Source organism: Rhizobium sp. SRI_017 (assembly GCF_057586295.1).
This window is the reverse complement of sequence record NZ_JBYCZP010000001.1, coordinates 419,864-436,373: the sequence shown is the minus strand read 5'-3', so window position 1 is coordinate 436,373 and position 16,510 is coordinate 419,864. Positions and strand designations below refer to the sequence as shown.

Here is a 16,510-nt window from a genome sequence, read left to right as displayed (position 1 = left end):
ATTTCGCGACAATGGGCCGCAGGGGACGTGGAAGAGGGGATTTTCATGGGGCAGGGCATGTTTTCATTTCCGCAGGCGCCGGATCGCGCACGGGCACTGGGCGAGATTCACGCTCGGCCCTATGTGCTGGTGACCGCGCCGCGGGTGATCTTCCAGCTCGCTTTCATGATGGATGGCGGCTCCGGCGTCGACCACGCCGTGATGGCCGAGATGTCGCGCCAGCGCGGCGTCTCGCCGCCCGGCCGCGATGCGCGCCATCATGCCATGCCCTGGGGCCCCGGCACGTTGCGGTGGGAGCAGCATACCGAATTCTCGACCTGGTTCTGGGACGGTCCGCTGCCCGACAAGTTCGGCGGCGAGGTGCCTGTCCATCCCTTCGGCGACGGCTTCCGTCCGCCGGGATCGCTGATTTCAGGGATCCGGCTCGAGCTCCGCCCCGATGGTCCTGAAATCGAGCAGGCGATCGCCCAGTTCGATCAGGCGAGCCTCTGTTTCAGCGAAGTCAAGAACGGCCAGGGCCTGGTCTATACCGACTTTCGCCAGAACGGCGACGGCCTGACCCAGATCCTCGTCGTCGACAAAAGCCTGACGCCGCTCGGCACCGGTGCGCTGGTACAGCGCCTGCTGGAAATCGAGACCTATCGCACGCTGGCGATGCTGGGCCTGCCGCTGGCGCAGACGCTCTCTCCGGAAATCCGCCGCATCGAGGATGGCCTCACCGGCATCACCCAGCGGATGAAGTCCGAGCCGCGCGAGGATGCGGATGCGGTGCTGGCCGAAATCACCCGGCTCGCCGCCGATCTCGAGGCCAATGCGGCAATCTCGCTTTACCGCTTCGGGGCGTCGCGCGCCTATTACGGCATCGTCAAGGAGCGCATCCTCGCGCTTGCGGAAACACCGGTCTCGGGCTTCGAGCATCTCGGCTCCTTCCTCGAACGCCGGCTGGCCCCCGCCATGCGCACCTGTCAGTCGGTCGAGGAGCGCCAGGCCAACCTGTCGCGCAAGCTCACTCGCGCCAATGCGCTGGTCCGCAGCTGGATCGATGTCGAACTCGAGCGTCAGAACGCCGAACTGCTCGGTACCATGAACCGGCGCGCTGAAATGCAGCTCCGGCTTCAGCAGACGGTGGAAGGCCTCTCGGTCGCCGCGATTTCCTATTATGTCGTCGGACTTTTCGGCTATCTGGTGAAGGCCTTCGTGCATGAAGGCGATGATATCGAGCCCGCACTTCTGACCGGCGCCTTCGTGCCCGTCGCCATTTTTGGCGTCTGGTATGTTGTCCGGCGGATCAAGCGCAAGCATGATGCGCAGCAGGCATAGACTGAAAGGCTCTGGATGCCGAAATCGGCGAAAGCGAGATTGGACCAAGCCGGCCTGACCGGCCTCGGGTTGGATAAGCTCGTTGAAATTCTCCTCGACGAAGCGGCCTTCAACAAGGCGCTGAAAAGCCGTTTGCTCGCAGCGCTCGCCGGGGGCGCCGGCGCGGGCGAGGTGGCACGTCTCATCGACACGAAACTCGATTCGCTTCAGAAAAGCCGTGGCTATCTCTCGCCGACCAGGGCCAATACCCTCTCGATCGAATTGCGCGGCCTGCTCAAGACCATCACGTCGGAACTCGCGGGCCTTGATCGCTATGCGGCGTTTGAACGGATCCTGCGGTTCCTTGATGTCGGCGCCGTGATCGAGGAACGCGCGCGCAATGGCGGAGCGAGGCTCGCCAAGCTACTGGACGAGGCCAGAGACGGTCTTGTCGAAGCCGCGTTGAAACTCGATGGTGACGAGCAGGTCAGGTCCGTCGCGGTGCTGGAAAAAGCGAGGGTCGGTGACGACGATGGAAATCTCAGGGAGGCGCTTCTGGACATCCTTTGCGGGATGCAGAGACCCGCGGCCGATGCCTGGAGGTCGATTCTAAGAGGAAAACTCAAGAGCCCGACGGAGAAGGCCGCTCATTGGCGAAACACGGAACCGGTGGCCTATCTCCAGACGCTCGCGTTACACAGTGCTGATTTCGACGCCTATATCGAGCTGGAACAGATGAAGCCGCAGGAGCGCCGGGACAGTCAGATGATTGCCCGGATGCTGCATGGCGCAAAGCGTCATGCCGAGGCGCTCGAATGGGTGCGCAAGCCTGCTGCCACGATGCGCCTCACGCAGAAGGACGACGCAGTCGTGGCTCCTGCTCAGCCCCCACGGCTGCTTGAGGCGGATATTCTCGACGCGCTCAAACAGAAGACCGACGCCCAGGCGATCCGCTGGAAGGAGTTCGAGCGGACGCTTCGGCCAGAAATTCTCCGCACCTACATTTCGAAGCTCGACGATTTCGCCGAGTTCGAAGAGACCGACAAGGCCTTCGCCGTCGTCGCCGGCAGCCCCCGGATCCATGAAACGCTGGACTTCCTTGTTAAATGGCCCCGTCTCGATCTGGCATCCGAACATGTGCTACGCCATCTCGGCAAATGGGATGGCCGGCAATCCGGGATCCTGGTCGAGGCCGCCGATGCCCTGTCGGCCGACTATCCTGTTGCGGCGACGATGCTCTACCGCATATCGCTCGACGATATCCTCCGGCGCGGCAACAGTGATGCCTACCTGGATGGCGCAGCCTATTTCGTTGTATTGCATGAGCTTCAGGAGAGGCTCGGCGCCGACTTCCCCTACCAGCGCCACGCCGGCTATGTCGCTGACCTGAGGGAGAAGCACGGCCGTAGACCCGCTTTCTGGCAGCTTATTCCACGGGAACTGCTATGAAGCCCGATATCACGGCGGTTGACGCAGGCGGCCAAAACGCGAAAGTGCGGCATGCTGCTTCATCGCGGCGCCAAGGGAGGAGACGATGACCACAGGCATGGCATTCCTGCCGCCCGACCAGAAGGTGCTCGCGCGCCGTGACATCATCGTCGGCGATCTCAGGGATCTGCTTGGCGCCGAAGGCATCGTCAGCGATGCCAGGGAGCTCGTGCCCTTCGAGACCGACGGCTTCATCGCCGTTCGCCGCCTGCCGCTCGCCGTGGCTCTGCCGCGCACGACGCAGGAAGTCGCCGCCGTCCTCAAATATTGCGCCCGCTACGACATCCCGGTCGTACCGCGCGGTGCCGGTACCTCGCTTTCAGGTGGCGCCATCCCGCAGGAAGACGCGGTGGTGATCGCGCTCACCCGCATGAACCGGATCCTCGAAGTCGATTTCCCCAACCGCACGGCAACCGTCCAGGCCGGCGTCACCAATCTCGCGATCTCCGACGCCGTGTCCGCCGACGGCTTCTTCTATGCGCCTGACCCGAGCTCGCAGCTCGCCTGCACGATCGGCGGCAATATCGGCATGAATTCCGGCGGCGCCCACTGTTTGAAATATGGTGTGACGACCAACAACCTCCTCGGGGTCACACTTGTGCTGTTCGACGGCACGACCATCCAGCTCGGCGGCAAGCATCTCGACGCGCCCGGCCTCGATCTCCTCGGCGTGGTCTGCGGTTCCGAGGGCCAGCTCGGCATCGTCACAGAGGCCACCGTCCGGCTGATCGCCAAGCCCGAAGGCGCGCGCCCGGTCCTCTTCGGCTTCGAGACGGCCGAGGGCGCCGCGGCCTGCGTCTCCGACATCATCGGCTCCGGCATCATCCCGGTGGCGATCGAGTTCATGGACAAGCCGGCGATCGAGATCTGCGAGGCCTTCGCCCATGCCGGCTATCCGATGGATGCCGGCGCGCTCTTGATCGTCGAGGTCGAGGGTTCCGAGACCGAGATGGACCAGATGCTGAAGGGCATCATCGACATCGCTCGCCGCCATGGCGTCCAGACGGTCAAGGAAAGCCAGTCGGCCATGGAGGCCGCGGCGATCTGGAAAGGCCGCAAATCCGCCTTCGGCGCTACCGGCCGCATCGCCGACTACATCTGCATGGATGGCACCGTGCCGCTCTCCGAGCTCGTCGCGGTCCTCCAGGGCACCTACGACATCGTCGCCCGCCACGGTCTGCGCGTCGCCAATGTCTTCCATGCCGGCGATGGCAATATGCACCCGCTGATCCTCTACAATATCAACGACCCCGACGAGAGCGCCCGCGCCGAGGAAGCCGGCAACGACATCCTCAGGCTCTGCGTCGATCACGGCGGCTGCCTGACCGGTGAACATGGGGTTGGGGTGGAGAAGCGCGACCTGATGCGACATCAATATGCGGAAGCGGATCTGGCGCAGCAGATGCGGCTAAGGGCGGCGTTCGATCCGAAGTGGATCATGAACCCGTCGAAGGTGTTTCCGCTCGAGGGGCGGGTGGAATGAGAGTGATGGAGTTCGCGGCATACCCCCCTCTGCCCTGCCGGGCATCTCCCCCTCAAGGGGGGAGATTCGTCAGACGCGCCGACATCGCTCAATACAAACGTCTTGAACATCTTGAAAAACGGTTGAAAGGTGTGGCCAGCGTGCCCCATCGGATCTCCACCCATGAGGGGGAGATGCCCGGCAGGGCAGAGGGGAGTATCTCGCTTCTCGCCAGCGCAGAAGCGTGTGCCCCGCTCAGCACAGGGATCGCCACCCCATGCTGACCCCCCACACCGAAACCGACGTCGTCAATCTCGTCCGCACCGCCGCGCGCAGCAAGCTCACGCTCGAAATCCGCGGCGGCGGCACCAAGGTCGGCCTCGGCCGCCCCATGGACGCATCCGAAGTCCTCTCGACCTCAGAACTCAAGGGCATCACCGCCTACAACCCCGCCGAAATGGTTATGACCGCCAAGTCCGGCACCCCGCTGGCCGAGATCATCGCGGCCGCCGCCGAACACCGCCAGGGCCTCGCCTTCGAGCCCGCCGACTGGGGCGCCCTGATGGGCAGCGCGGGCGAACCCACTATCGGAGGCGCCTTCGCCTGCAACCTTTCCGGCCCGCGTCGCGTCCAGTCCGGCGCTGCTCGTGACCATCTGCTCGGCGTCCGTTTCGTCAACGGTCTCGGCGAGGCGATCCAGGGCGGCGGACGGGTGATGAAGAATGTCACCGGCCTCGACCTGCCCAAGCTTCTCGCCGGCTCGCATGGCACGCTCGGCGTCATGACCGAACTCACGTTCAAGGTCCTGCCGCTGCCGGAAACATCCGTCACGCTGGTTCTGTCGGGGCTGGACGAGGCACTGGCCACCCAGGCGATGGCTCATGCCATGGCGATGACGGTCGAAGTCTCCGGCGCCGCCCATCTGCCGGAAAGCTGTGTCGGTCGCTTCATCAGCGGCCACCTGCCGGAAGGCCCAGCAACCGTGCTCCGGCTCGAAGGTCTCGCCTTCTCGGTGCGTGAGCGTGCGGCCAAACTCGCCCAGGCTTTCGCCGACATCGCCCCGGTGACCGAACTCGATCACGAACAGACGACGTCGCTTTGGCGAGAAATCCGTGACGTCCATCCCTTCGCCGCCGACGGCAGCGAGCGCCCGATCTGGCGGGTCTCGACCGCCCCCTCAAAGGGCCACCACATCCTCTCCGCCATGCGCATGCAGACCGGCGTCGACGGCTATCTCGACTGGCAGGGCGGCCTGCTGTGGCTGAGGATGGAAGCTGGCGCGGAAGCGGACCTCGTCCGCGATCTGGTTAAGCAAGCCGGCGGCCATGCAACACTCGTCCGTGCCAGCGAAGACGCGCGGCGTTCCATCCCCGCCTTCCAGCCGGAGGCAGCGGCCGTCGCCGCGCTCTCGGCCCGCATCCGCGAGAAATTCGATCCTGCGGGCATGTTCAATCCGGGGAGGATGACCTGATGGGACGCCTGGCAGGATCCAGCCCGCGCTGGGAGGCGGACTATGCGGCCTCTCTGAAACAATCCGAACATCAGCGGCGTCTTCTCGCGGCCATCACGCCGGTCGTTCATCCATCCGCCGGCCGGCGGCAGCTTGCCTTGCTCTGGTACGTGGCGACAGTCTGCGGCGGACAGCTGAGGATCGGCTGGCGCAATGACCCGCCGCTGACCGACGACATGCGGGCGCTGATCCGCAAGAAGCAGATGATCCTCACACGCAGTTCGAGCGGCGACAATATCGCCCGACCGCCGCGCAGCAACTGGATCGGCTTGACACCTGCCGGCGAGGCGATCCTCGCCCGGGCGCGGATCAGCGATGCCGACAAGCACTATGTTGAAATGGCGATGAAGACCGGCGTCGTCCGCTAGGAGCAACCTTGCAAACCAACTTCTCCCTCGCCCAGCTCGCCAATGCCGAAACTGCGGAAGCCGAGGGCATCATCCGCAAATGCGTGCATTGCGGCTTCTGCACCGCCACCTGTCCCACCTATGTCACACTCGGCAACGAGCTCGACAGCCCGCGCGGCCGCATCTATCTGATCAAGGAGATGCTGGAGAATGACCGTCCGGCCGATGCCCTTACGGCGCTCCATGTCGATCGCTGTCTCTCCTGCCTCGCCTGCACCACGACCTGTCCGTCGGGCGTCGACTACATGCACCTGATCGACCATGCCCGCGTCCATGTCGAGCGCACCCACAAGCGTCCCGCCATGGTCCGGCTGCAACGCGCGCTGCTCGCCTACTTCATGACCTCGGCGAACCGCTTCCGGTTGGCCATGCGCCTTGCCGCGCTGGGCCGGCCCCTTTCCGGCATCTTGAAGAAGGTCCCCGCGCTCAAGGCCTTCGGCGCCATGCTCGAACTCGCCCCGAGATCGCTGCCGGCCAAAACGCGCTTCGCCGAACCGGGCACGTTCCCGGCCAAGGGGCCGTGCCGCAAGCGCATCGCCATGCTCACCGGCTGCGTCCAGCCCGCCATCGACCCCGGCATCAACGAGGCGGCCATCGAACTGCTCACCAATCTCGGGGTCGAGGTCGTGCTGCCTGGAGGAGAGGGCTGCTGCGGCTCGCTCCGGCATCACATGGGCCACGAGGGGCCGGCCCATGCGGCCGCCAAAGGCACCATCGACGCCTGGATCGCCGAAATGGACGGGCAGGGCCTCGACGCCATCGTCATCACCGCCTCGGGCTGCGGCACGACGATCAAGGATTATGGCCATATGTTCCGCCACGATCCCGCCTATGCCGAGAAGGCGAAGCGCGTCTCTGACATCGCCAAGGACGTCACCGAATTCCTCGATACTCTCGACCTGCCGGAGCAGCCGTCGCGTGGTGTGACGGTGGCCTACCACGCGTCCTGCTCGCTCCAGCATGGCCAGAAAGTCACGATCCAGCCGAAGTCGCTGCTCCGACGTGCAGGCTTCGCGGTCAAGGAGCCGGCCGAGGGTCATCTCTGTTGCGGCTCGGCCGGCACCTACAACATGCTGCAGTCCGACATCGCCGACCAGCTCAAGGCGCGAAAGGTGCGAAACATCCAGGTGCTCAAGCCCGATGTCATCGCCGCCGGCAATCTCGGCTGCATCACCCAGATCGGCAGCGCCGCCGGGATTCCCGTCGTCCACACCGTAGAGCTGCTCAATTGGGCTTTTGGCGGCAAAAAGCCGTCCAAGCTGAAATAAAACCGTGCCATCATCCGTGTTCTGGCAAACCCCAGGGTTCGACGGGACATATGACACCATCAGGCAAAATTCTGGCGATCGTGATCGCGCTCTTTCCGCTCTGCGCGACGGCAGACGAGCGGGGCAAGATCATCTGCATCCTCGATGACGAGAATGCGGCGGCAAGAGTGATGGCCGGTTTCAGCTACACCGGGGAAAACCCGCTTTTCGGCGTCAAGGGCGTCCTTGATATCAAGGGTGCCGGCAGCCAGATCGCGGAGCAGAAACATGCATTGAGGCCGAGGTATCTCGTTCAGCAATGGTTCTATGACCGCGACTTCAACCTCCATTTCCGCATTCCGACGCGCGATGGTTCGGTGCAGTTCGCACTCCATACCACCCGGGACGACGACGGGTTCACGTATCAGGGCACTTACGATTTCTCGATTGCCGGACGCTATGCCTCCGAGGAGCCGGTTGGCCGTGACGGCAACATCACCTGCAAGATGGACTGAGCAATGAAAAAGACGATCGCCTTCTTCTCCCTGCTGGCCGGCTTCGCTGCCTTGCCTGGTATCGCCTCCGCCACCGGTGGCCTCGGTTGCGGTATCGACGACAAGAATGTCAAACTCGAATTCGAGTCGCTGTTCAGCTATTCGGATATCGGCGGCCTGTTCCAGATCCGCGGGGTCCTGGAATCGAAGGACAAGCGCACCTACGAGGCCCTGCAGAAGATGACGCTCGAGGAGACCGACCTCAAGCAGCAATGGTTTCGCGACAATGATGTCAAGTTGATGCTCTATCGCGAGACCACGGGCGATGGCGTGCCTTTCGCTTCGGTCAAACTGATCATAGAGGCGACCAAGCCGCCCGAAGAGGATTTCGGCTATGACGGGAAATACTCGTTGACGGTCCAGCCGGTCGGCGATGGCGCGGAGGCCTTCACCGTGGAAGGCAAGGTCGGATGCTCGGCGGGTTGATGATGATGAACTGGAAACACATTGCCGCCGCCGGGCTTCTCGCGCTGATGAGCCCGCTCACGGCCCATGCCACTGGCAATGCCGATTGCTCGATCGAGGAGCCAGGGCTCAAACTGTTCTTCGAAGGGCTCTACAGCTATGGCGGCACAGGCGAGATTTTTCAGTCACATGCCAGCATCGAGCTCACGGACCCGAAGCGGCCGCCGGGCAACTGGACGTTCGACATGGACGGCTCGGTGCTCCAGCAGCAGTGGGTCCGCGGCGACGACTTCCGTGTGCTGATCTACAAGGAGCGGGAGGGCGCCGACATGGTGCTCGAGATCAATGCCAAGCGCACCACACCCGACGACATAGAGTTTCCAGGCACCTACAAGCTCGTCATCGGCCCGTCCGACGGTTCTCTCTTTTCAAGGACGGGCAAGGTCGCCTGTTCGGCGGGTTGACGCATGAACCTGTTCTTTCGCTCCCTTATCTGCCTCGGCCTCTGCAGCCTGCCCTCGCTTGCGCATGCGACGGGCGGCGTCTGGTGCGATCACGACGACGCCAACATGAAATTCGACTTCAAGGCCGTGATGAGCCGCGACGGAACCGGCGGGTGGTTCGACATTGCCGGCAGCCTCACGACCAAATTCGGCAAGCTGCCGACGCATCTCGCCAGCTTCGATATCAAGGACAAGAACCTGACCCAGCGGTGGATTGGTCGCGAAGGCATCCTGCTCGAAATCCAGAAAAACAATACGGATCCCAACACGGCCGTGATGCTGACGGTCGTTACCAAATCCATCGACGAAGGGCCCTATGAAGGCACTTACGAGCTCCGCATCACCGCGGACAGCGGTGACGAGGCCTTTATCATCAAGGAAGGCAAGATCGAGTGCGGCGCCGACTGATTGGAATCTGGCGGGTCAGAAATTGTAGCTGATGCCGAAATTGATCGCGTTGGTGATGATGTTGGTCTTCAGCTTGTCGCCCGAGTCGATATCGACATTGATGTGGCTGTAGTTGAACTTCCACTCGGTGAAGGCGGAGACATTGTCCGTGAACCTGTAGTCCAGCCCGATAAGCGTCTGGCCGGTCACGCCGCCGAGCTGATACTCCGAGGTCTTGCCGGAGGCGCGTGTCACCTCGACATGCGGAATGTTCGCGCCGATTCCGACGCCCAGATAGGGCGTCCAGTCGCGGTCGCCCTTGAAGCGATAGAGCAAGTTGGCGGTCGCGAGGTTGAGCCCGTCGGTGAATTCGAAATGCGTCCAGCCGCTCTTGTTGAGCGTCGATTCGCGCGCATAGACTTTGGAATGGCTGTAATCGAGCGCGATGCCGAAATCGCTGTAACCCCATTCGTCGAGCCACCACGTGCCGCGAACACCCCAATAGGGCGGAAATTCGAAGGACTTGCCGTCCCAGCCGGCCGTGAAGTGCGGTCCGCCCGTCACGTCGACGCCGCTATGCGGTGCCGTCTGCCAGCCGCCATAGATCGAAAGCGCTGGGTCTGCCAGTGCGGCGCTGGAAGACGCGAGAAGCGCTATGAGACCGAAAACCGTACCAATGCGAAATCGTGACATCGAAGAATCCCTGACACCGCCGCGCGCCGCGTATGCCCGCGAAGCGCTTAGAAATAGAGTGCTTCGACTGCAGGGAAAAGTTTCGAGATGCGGCGGCGTCAATTACATCACGCAGTGTTGGATCCATGCAACATGGCCGCCTGTTCAAACAAAAATCCCGGGACCTTTGAGCCCCGGGATCGAAGTGCCGTGCTGATGCGGCTTATTCGAAGGATGCGAAAAGCTGGCGCAGGACATCCACGCCCTTGTCGTCGTAGCGCACTTTGCCCTGGCGGTTGCCGGGGCCGACGACGATGACCTTGGCGCCGATTCGGGCGCGGGAATAGAGATGGACGACATCTTTGTTCATCATGCGGATGCAGCCGGAGGACATGTTGAGGCCGATCGACCAGGGCTCATTCGTGCCGTGGATGCGGAAGCCCGAATCATTTCTGCCCTTGTAGAGATAGAGGGCGCGCGCGCCGAGCGGGTTCTCCAGATTGTTTTCCTTGCCCTCGATCTTCGGCGGCAGGATGCGGCCCTTCTTCCGTTCACGGGCAATCATTTCCTTGGGCGGGATCCAGGTCGGCCATTCGGCCATGCGCTGGACTTTCATGACGCCCGACCAGCCGAAGCCATCGCGGCCGACGCCGATGCCATAGCGCGTTGCCCTGTTGTTGCCCTCGATGAGGTAGAGATATTTGTTGTTGGTATCGACGATGATCGTGCCGGGCTTCTCGTCCGTGTCGAGACGGACCACCTTGCGGCGATACTTGGCCGCCGGCTGCTTCTGTATCGCGACCTTGACGATCGGATTGTCCGAAGCCGTGGCGACAGATGAGTTGCGCGAAAAAGCGTTGGCTTCGGCCGTGAGGAGCGTCGACGCGGCGACAACGCCCGCAAGAAACACGCTGCTGAACTTGCCCATACTCTATTCCCCTAGTTACCTCGTGCGAAAACGGTATCGCACTCCCCGAGATTTACAAGAAGCGGGACGTGTCACGCGCCCCGCCTATGCGTTCACATTCGTGTGTTTGCCGGAAGAATCCGTGACAATGCGGCCGCCTTGCGCAGCCACTTAGCACTCAAATCACGATGACGCGAGTGCCCACCTTCACGCGTTCGTAGAGATCGACGACATCCTGGTTGCGCATGCGGATGCAGCCTGACGATACGCCGAAGCCGATTGTCCAGGGCGCGTTCGTGCCATGGATGCGATAGAGCGTCGAGCCGAGATACATGGCGCGGGCGCCGAGCGGATTGGCCTCGCTGCCTTCCATATGGGCTGGCAGGAAATGGCCCTTGGCCGCTTCGCGCTCGATCATTTCCTTCGGCGGATGCCAGTCCGGCCACTCCGCCTTGCGGGTGATCTTGTGCTCGCCGGCCCATTCGAAGCCCGGCTTGCCGACGCCGACGCCATAGCGCCGCGCCTTGCCGCCCTCCAGAACGAGGTAGAGGAAGCGGTTGTTGGTATCGATCACGATCGTACCGGGCTTATATTGGGTCTCATAATCGACCGTTTGAGGCAGGTATTTCGGGTCGAGCTGCACTGCGGCCGGCTGTTCGGCACGATAGGCCACCTGCTGCACCGGCTGGACGTCGAACAGGCCCTTGCGGCGGGCCTGGCGATATTGCACGACCGGCTGGCGCGCGACGCGGCGCACGACCCGGGCACGCACCGGCCCGTTGAGCTGCATCATCCATTCGCCGGCAATGCCGGATTCGATGATAACAGGACGGATGACCTTGTAGCGCTCGGCGGCTTCGGTCGAGACGGCAGACAAGGCAAAGGCGCATGCGAGAACAAGGGACTTCCTGAACATCGGGAAAACTCTCTACTAATCCAATGAACGTGATGCCCCGACCATGCGCCCGTCTCGCCAAGCGAATGGTAAACGGGTGGTCATGAAAACCTTAATCGATGCATGAACCTTTTGTCAGGGTTACTGACGGGTTTTGAAAGATGGTTATGGGATGGTAAATCCCTCAAAAAGAAGCGATTCCGGAGGAATTTGATGGAAGGTCTGATGACATCAGACGACGGGTTGACGCGCTGCCACTGGCATGGCGGGCTCGAGGACTACATGCGCTACCACGACACCGAATGGGGCTTCCCTGTCCATGATGACACCAGGCTCTTCGAGAAGATCTGCCTTGAAGGCTTCCAGTCGGGCCTCTCCTGGCTGACGATCCTCCGCAAGCGCGATGCCTTCCGCGCCGGCTTCGCCGGTTTCGATGTCGAGAAGGTCGCCAAGTTCGATGAATCCGATATCGAGCGCCTGCTCGCCGACAAGGGCATCGTCCGCCATCGCGGCAAGATCGTCTCGACCATCAACAATGCGAAACGCGCGATCGAGCTGAAACAGGAATTCGGTTCGCTCGACACATTCTTCTGGAGCCACGCCCCGCAGGCTGGCGAACGGCCGGACCGCATCGATCTCACCTGGCTGCGCGCAAATCCGACCTCGCCGGCCTCGATCCGCCTCTCCAAGGACCTCAAGAAGCGCGGCTGGACCTTCGTCGGCCCCACCACGGTCTACGCCTTCATGCAGGCCATGGGCTTGGTCAACGATCATCTCGAAGGCTGCTTCTGCCGTGCAAAGGCGGCGGCGATGCGTTAGTCTCCCAGCATATGGAATGGCGTGACCAGGGTATCATTCTCGGCATCAAGCGGCATGGCGAAACCAGCGTCATCGCCGAAGTGATGACCCATGCCCGCGGCCGCCATCTCGGCCTCATGCGCAATGGCCGCTCCCGCACCATGTTGCCGGTGTTGCAACCGGGCAATCTGGTCGAACTCACCTGGCGCGCACGGCTCGACGAACATCTCGGCAATTTCTCCGCCGAACCCATCAATTTCCGTGCCGCGAGCCTGATGGAACATGCCGCGAGCCTGCACGGCGTCCAGGCGCTCGCGTCTCTTCTCCGGCTTCTGCCCGAGCGCGATCCGCATCCGCATCTCTTCGATATGCTCAACATCGTGCTCGACCATCTGAGCGAGGCATCCGGCGCCGGTGAACTCTATGTCCGCTTCGAACTTGCCGTCCTCAACGACCTCGGCTTCGGCCTCGACCTCGCCGAATGCGCCGCCACCGGCAGCCGCGAAGACCTCGAATTCGTCTCGCCGAAATCCGGCCGCGCCGTCAGCCGCGATGCAGGTCTGCCCTACCAGAGCAAGCTCTTCCGCCTGCCCGATTTCCTCAAGGAAGGCTCGAAAAAAGCCGCTACCCGCGACAGCCTCGACGAGGCCTTCCGCATGACCCGCTACTTCCTCGACCGCCACGTCTATGAGCCGCGCGGGCTGGAAGTGGGCACGGCGCGGGATGGGTTCATAAGAGCGGTGCTGGAGGGCCTTTAGCTAAAGCAGCTCCACCAGCCCTTCTCCCCGGGGCAGGGATCGGGGAGAAGGTCCGGCAGGCGGTCGCAGGGCATCATGCCCCTCGGTCAGGATCAGGCGATCTTGCCGCCGCCTTGCTGCTAGAGGCCGACGGGCGGGCCGATGCGTCCGCTGGGAGGCGGCATTGTCGCGCCCGTCAAACTGGTCCATGATCCCCTCGGAGTGGGAGAAGGGATCGGACGCGACGTTTTATCGACGCGCCTGCAACGGGCGTGTGACAACACGCCAAATAAAACATGGCGGCGAAACGTCTCTTCGCAAGTTTCAAGTCGCGCCGGGTGCGCGGGGGCAAGGCGTGGCATAATGTTCGAACTGTTGTCGATGATCGCGATCGTGCTGGCGATCGTGGGGCTTTCCACTGCACGCGGCGTGCGCAACAGGATGGAAAGCGAACTCGCTGCCCTCACGCTCGAGATGAAGCGCCTCGAAGCTCTGCGTTCCGCTGGCCCTCCTGGAGAGGCAGCCATTCGCCAGGAGACCACGACGGAGCCGACATCGCTCGAGTCCGCCCCGGAACAGCAGCTTGAGGCGGTGGCGGCCGAAGCCGCATCCGAGCCGGTCGAAGCCCCCGTACAGGAGCCAGCCGAAGAACCGGTCGCGGCCATGGAAGCGCCGGCGGAAGCAAGCGCCCGGACCGAGCCGGCCGCGCAGCAGGCGCCCGCCAAGCCGAAGCAGAGCCTCGAATCCATCATCGCCGCGCAGTGGACCGTTTGGGTCGGTGGTGTGGCACTCGCGCTCGCCGGCATCTTTGCCGTCAAATATTCGATCGACCAGGGCTTCTTCAGCCCGGAGGTCCGCCTCTCCGCGGCCGGGCTTTTCGGCCTGCTGCTGGTGGCCGCAGGCGAGTTCCTGCGCCGGCGCGACACGCCGATCGGCGGCAACGCCTTCCAGCATGCGATGATTCCCGGCGTGCTGACCGCGGCTGGTACATTGACGCTCTTTGGCGCGATTTATGTCGCCCACGGCTTCTACAATTTCTTTGGCCCCACCACAGCATTCATCCTGCTGGCGCTCGTCTCCTTCATGACGATCGGGCTCTCGATGCTATATGGCCAGGCGCTGGCAGGGGTTGGCCTGCTGGGTTCCTTCACCACGCCGCTCCTGGTCGCATCCACCAGCCCCCGGCCCTGGGCGCTGTTCGGCTTCCTGGCGCTTGTCTGGGTCGCAACAACCCTCGCGTCCAAGATCCAGTCGTGGCGCGTCGTGCCGGCGCTCGCCAATGCCGGCCTCTCGATCTGGGGCTTCCTTTATCTGGTCGCATCGCGCCCCGAGACACCATTCGAGGTGATGCCGGTTCTGCTGCCGATGCTCATCATGGTTGCCGGTCTTGCCTTCATCTGGCCTGGTAACTGGATTGCCGCTCTCGAACCCGAGCCTCAAACCCAGCAGCCTGTGGTCCGCCTCGATTCCGCCGGCCGTCCGCTGCCGGCAAGCGCCCCGCGTGAAAAATCAGCCTGGGGCCACATCTTTCTGCCGCGGCACATGGCGAGCACGCTCGTCGCTGCAGTCGGCGGCATGATCGTCGCTACGGTGTTCAACGCACCGGACATGCCGAGCACCGGCTATTACTATCTCGGCTTCGCGGTCCTGATCGCGGCCCTCGCTCTCTTCGGCGCCTTCCGCACCTATGCCATCTATCCCGCGATCTTTGCGGCCTTGGGTGCCTTCGGCGGCATCCGCGTGCTCACCATCGCGACGGCCTCGCCAGGCTTCCAGTCGGCCGAGAATTTCACCTATACCGACCCGAATCTCGTGATCTGGCTGGCGCTCGGCCTGGGCATGATGCTGGCGGTGCTTAGCCTCGTAGTGACGCATCTCCGCCGCGCGTCGCATGTGGAATTTGTCCGCGCATGGCTGGTGATCGGTATTGTCACGCCGCTCGCGCTCGCAAGCATCAGTTTCTTCTTCTTCGGCAATTACCAATTCGATATCAAACATGGCCTCTATGCCGTCTTGCTCGGTGCCCTGTTCCTCGGCGGCGCTTACGCCTTCTATGGCGAGGCACAACGCGAGGGTCGCTTCGAGATTAACCGCGACCTGCTCGTCGCCGCGTCCTTCGCTGCCTTCCTCCTCGCGCTGATCGTCATGACCAATGGTATTTGGACGACGATTGGCGCGGCTGTCCTCGGCTTTGCCTATCTTAACGCCCAGCGCGTCAAGGATTGGCCGATCCTGCCCTGGGCCATGGTCGCAGGCGCGATCTTTGTCGCCGGGCGCATCGCCTGGGAGCCGACCATCGTCGGCCCCGAAAGCCTGTCGGTGACCCCGGTCTTCAACCAGTTGCTCGCAGGCTACGGCATCCCTGCTGCATTGTTGATCGCTTCGGCATGGCTGACGCGCAATAGCGCCGATGGCAGGTTGAGAAGCGTGCTCGAAGCACTGGCGAGCCTGTTCACCCTGCTCACCATCGCGATCCTCGTCCGCCACGCCATGAACAAGGGCGTGCTCACAAGCGACGTCCCGACATTGGCCGAGCAGGCGATCTACACGCTGCTCGCAGTCGGCGCCTCCGCGACGCTCATGGGCATCGACCTCCGTCGCCCCTCGATCGTCTTCCGCACCGGCTCCATGGCGGTCGGTTACCTCTCGATGGCCTCCGTCGTCATCGCGCATATGCTGACGCTCAACCCCTACTTCACCGGGGAGACAACGGGCGCGATCCCGTTCTTCAACCTGTTGCTGCTGGCCTACCTGCTGCCCGGCATCGCCTATGCCGGTGCCGCATGGATGGCCAACACGCGCCGGCCACAGCACTATGTGATCGCACTTGCACTCACGGGTGCAGCTCTGGTCTTCGCCTATGTCACGCTGTCGGTGCGCCGCTTCTATCACGGCGCCGATATCTCGGACTGGAAGGGCTTCCTGCAATCCGAGCTCTACACCTACTCGGTCGTCTGGCTGCTGCTCGGCGTAGCGCTCCTCGCGGCGGGCTATCGCTTCCGCTCGACCGCACTCCGCATCGCTTCGGCCATCCTCGTCTTCATCGCCGTGATCAAGGTCTTCCTGATCGACATGTCGAACCTCGAAGGCCTTTATCGCGCGCTGTCGTTCTTCGGTCTCGGCGTGGCGCTTATCGGCATCGGCCGCTTCTATCAGAAGGCGCTGCTGGGGCTGGCGAAGGAGGAAAAAGCCGAGGAGCCAAGTCGTGAGGCGCAAGCCTGATTGTGCGGATGGTGATC

16 protein-coding genes are annotated in these 16,510 nt (G+C 63.0%); 13 read left to right on the top strand and 3 right to left on the bottom strand.

Annotated features, from left to right (window positions below):
• The first annotated feature begins 45 nt into the window (after nucleotides 1–45).
• From AC2YI2_RS02150 to AC2YI2_RS02105, 10 genes are all read left to right on the top strand, one after another.
• A complete protein-coding gene (locus AC2YI2_RS02150; protein WP_487384772.1) occupies nucleotides 46–1,320 on the top strand; it encodes a DUF3422 family protein in 1,275 nt (424 codons plus the stop codon).
• Nucleotides 1,321–1,359: 39 nt separating this feature from the next.
• The gene (locus AC2YI2_RS02145) at nucleotides 1,360–2,748 is read left to right on the top strand and encodes a DUF6880 family protein (RefSeq protein ID WP_487384771.1); all 1,389 of its coding nucleotides are present in this window, start codon (nucleotides 1,360–1,362) and stop codon (nucleotides 2,746–2,748) included.
• 85 nt (nucleotides 2,749–2,833) lie between these two features.
• The gene (locus AC2YI2_RS02140) at nucleotides 2,834–4,270 is read left to right on the top strand and encodes an FAD-binding oxidoreductase (RefSeq protein ID WP_487384770.1); all 1,437 of its coding nucleotides are present in this window, start codon (nucleotides 2,834–2,836) and stop codon (nucleotides 4,268–4,270) included.
• Between the two features lie 256 nt (nucleotides 4,271–4,526).
• Complete coding sequence (gene glcE / locus AC2YI2_RS02135) at nucleotides 4,527–5,720, top strand: glycolate oxidase subunit GlcE (RefSeq protein ID WP_487384769.1); 1,194 nt, start codon at nucleotides 4,527–4,529, stop codon at nucleotides 5,718–5,720.
• Nucleotides 5,720–6,127 carry a hypothetical protein gene (locus tag AC2YI2_RS02130; RefSeq protein WP_487384768.1) on the top strand — a complete coding sequence of 136 codons (408 nt, stop codon included), beginning with the start codon at nucleotides 5,720–5,722 and terminating at the stop codon, nucleotides 6,125–6,127. The genes glcE and AC2YI2_RS02130 overlap by 1 nt, the downstream gene beginning before the upstream one ends.
• A gap of 8 nt (nucleotides 6,128–6,135) precedes the next feature.
• Nucleotides 6,136–7,434, top strand: coding sequence for a glycolate oxidase subunit GlcF (gene glcF, locus AC2YI2_RS02125; protein WP_487384767.1), 1,299 nt, complete (start codon nucleotides 6,136–6,138; stop codon nucleotides 7,432–7,434).
• Between the two features lie 50 nt (nucleotides 7,435–7,484).
• Nucleotides 7,485–7,928, top strand: coding sequence for a hypothetical protein (locus AC2YI2_RS02120; RefSeq protein ID WP_487384766.1), 444 nt, complete (start codon nucleotides 7,485–7,487; stop codon nucleotides 7,926–7,928).
• Between the two features lie 3 nt (nucleotides 7,929–7,931).
• A complete protein-coding gene (locus AC2YI2_RS02115; RefSeq protein WP_487384765.1) occupies nucleotides 7,932–8,393 on the top strand; it encodes a hypothetical protein in 462 nt (153 codons plus the stop codon).
• Nucleotides 8,378–8,836 (top strand): hypothetical protein, encoded by a 459-nt coding sequence (locus tag AC2YI2_RS02110; protein WP_487384764.1) that lies wholly within the window; start codon nucleotides 8,378–8,380, stop codon nucleotides 8,834–8,836. The genes AC2YI2_RS02115 and AC2YI2_RS02110 overlap by 16 nt, the downstream gene beginning before the upstream one ends.
• A gap of 3 nt (nucleotides 8,837–8,839) precedes the next feature.
• Nucleotides 8,840–9,283, top strand: coding sequence for a hypothetical protein (locus AC2YI2_RS02105; protein WP_487384763.1), 444 nt, complete (start codon nucleotides 8,840–8,842; stop codon nucleotides 9,281–9,283).
• A 15-nt stretch (nucleotides 9,284–9,298) separates the two neighbouring features.
• On the opposite strand, the gene AC2YI2_RS02100 is transcribed toward AC2YI2_RS02105, so the two are convergent.
• From AC2YI2_RS02100 to AC2YI2_RS02090, 3 genes are all read right to left on the bottom strand, one after another.
• A complete protein-coding gene (locus AC2YI2_RS02100; protein WP_487384762.1) occupies nucleotides 9,299–9,955 on the bottom strand; it encodes an outer membrane protein in 657 nt (218 codons plus the stop codon).
• Between the two features lie 202 nt (nucleotides 9,956–10,157).
• Nucleotides 10,158–10,862 carry a L,D-transpeptidase gene (locus tag AC2YI2_RS02095; RefSeq protein ID WP_487384761.1) on the bottom strand — a complete coding sequence of 235 codons (705 nt, stop codon included), beginning with the start codon at nucleotides 10,860–10,862 and terminating at the stop codon, nucleotides 10,158–10,160.
• Between the two features lie 157 nt (nucleotides 10,863–11,019).
• Complete coding sequence (locus AC2YI2_RS02090; RefSeq protein WP_487384760.1) at nucleotides 11,020–11,757, bottom strand: L,D-transpeptidase; 738 nt, start codon at nucleotides 11,755–11,757, stop codon at nucleotides 11,020–11,022.
• 192 nt (nucleotides 11,758–11,949) lie between these two features.
• Here AC2YI2_RS02090 and AC2YI2_RS02085 point away from each other — a divergent pair, with 192 nt between their 5' ends.
• The 3 genes from AC2YI2_RS02085 to AC2YI2_RS02075 all read left to right on the top strand — a co-directional run bounded on the left by AC2YI2_RS02085 (nucleotide 11,950) and on the right by AC2YI2_RS02075 (nucleotide 16,493).
• Complete coding sequence (locus tag AC2YI2_RS02085) at nucleotides 11,950–12,555, top strand: DNA-3-methyladenine glycosylase I (protein ID WP_487384759.1); 606 nt, start codon at nucleotides 11,950–11,952, stop codon at nucleotides 12,553–12,555.
• Nucleotides 12,556–12,566: 11 nt separating this feature from the next.
• Entirely contained in the window at nucleotides 12,567–13,292 is a 726-nt protein-coding gene (gene recO, locus AC2YI2_RS02080; RefSeq protein ID WP_487384758.1) for a DNA repair protein RecO, read from the top strand.
• A gap of 342 nt (nucleotides 13,293–13,634) precedes the next feature.
• Nucleotides 13,635–16,493: a DUF2339 domain-containing protein gene (locus tag AC2YI2_RS02075; RefSeq protein ID WP_487384757.1), complete on the top strand. Its 2,859-nt coding sequence runs from the start codon at nucleotides 13,635–13,637 to the stop codon at nucleotides 16,491–16,493.
• Nucleotides 16,494–16,510 lie beyond the last annotated feature (17 nt).

What these genes read in the sequence shown, in the direction of transcription:
- AC2YI2_RS02150 (WP_487384772.1), top strand. Translation starts at nt 46, where the DNA reads ATGGGGCAGGGCATGTTTTCATTTCCGCAGGCGCCGGATCGCGCACGG.
- AC2YI2_RS02140 (WP_487384770.1), top strand. Translation starts at nt 2,834, where the DNA reads ATGACCACAGGCATGGCATTCCTGCCGCCCGACCAGAAGGTGCTCGCG.
- glcE (WP_487384769.1), top strand. Translation starts at nt 4,527, where the DNA reads ATGCTGACCCCCCACACCGAAACCGACGTCGTCAATCTCGTCCGCACC.
- AC2YI2_RS02130 (WP_487384768.1), top strand. Translation starts at nt 5,720, where the DNA reads ATGGGACGCCTGGCAGGATCCAGCCCGCGCTGGGAGGCGGACTATGCG.
- AC2YI2_RS02120 (WP_487384766.1), top strand. Translation starts at nt 7,485, where the DNA reads ATGACACCATCAGGCAAAATTCTGGCGATCGTGATCGCGCTCTTTCCG.
- AC2YI2_RS02115 (WP_487384765.1), top strand. Translation starts at nt 7,932, where the DNA reads ATGAAAAAGACGATCGCCTTCTTCTCCCTGCTGGCCGGCTTCGCTGCC.
- AC2YI2_RS02110 (WP_487384764.1), top strand. Translation starts at nt 8,378, where the DNA reads ATGCTCGGCGGGTTGATGATGATGAACTGGAAACACATTGCCGCCGCC.
- AC2YI2_RS02105 (WP_487384763.1), top strand. Translation starts at nt 8,840, where the DNA reads ATGAACCTGTTCTTTCGCTCCCTTATCTGCCTCGGCCTCTGCAGCCTG.
- AC2YI2_RS02100 (WP_487384762.1), bottom strand. Translation starts at nt 9,955, where the DNA reads ATGTCACGATTTCGCATTGGTACGGTTTTCGGTCTCATAGCGCTTCTC.
- AC2YI2_RS02095 (WP_487384761.1), bottom strand. Translation starts at nt 10,862, where the DNA reads ATGGGCAAGTTCAGCAGCGTGTTTCTTGCGGGCGTTGTCGCCGCGTCG.
- AC2YI2_RS02090 (WP_487384760.1), bottom strand. Translation starts at nt 11,757, where the DNA reads ATGTTCAGGAAGTCCCTTGTTCTCGCATGCGCCTTTGCCTTGTCTGCC.
- AC2YI2_RS02085 (WP_487384759.1), top strand. Translation starts at nt 11,950, where the DNA reads ATGGAAGGTCTGATGACATCAGACGACGGGTTGACGCGCTGCCACTGG.
- recO (WP_487384758.1), top strand. Translation starts at nt 12,567, where the DNA reads ATGGAATGGCGTGACCAGGGTATCATTCTCGGCATCAAGCGGCATGGC.
- AC2YI2_RS02075 (WP_487384757.1), top strand. Translation starts at nt 13,635, where the DNA reads ATGTTCGAACTGTTGTCGATGATCGCGATCGTGCTGGCGATCGTGGGG.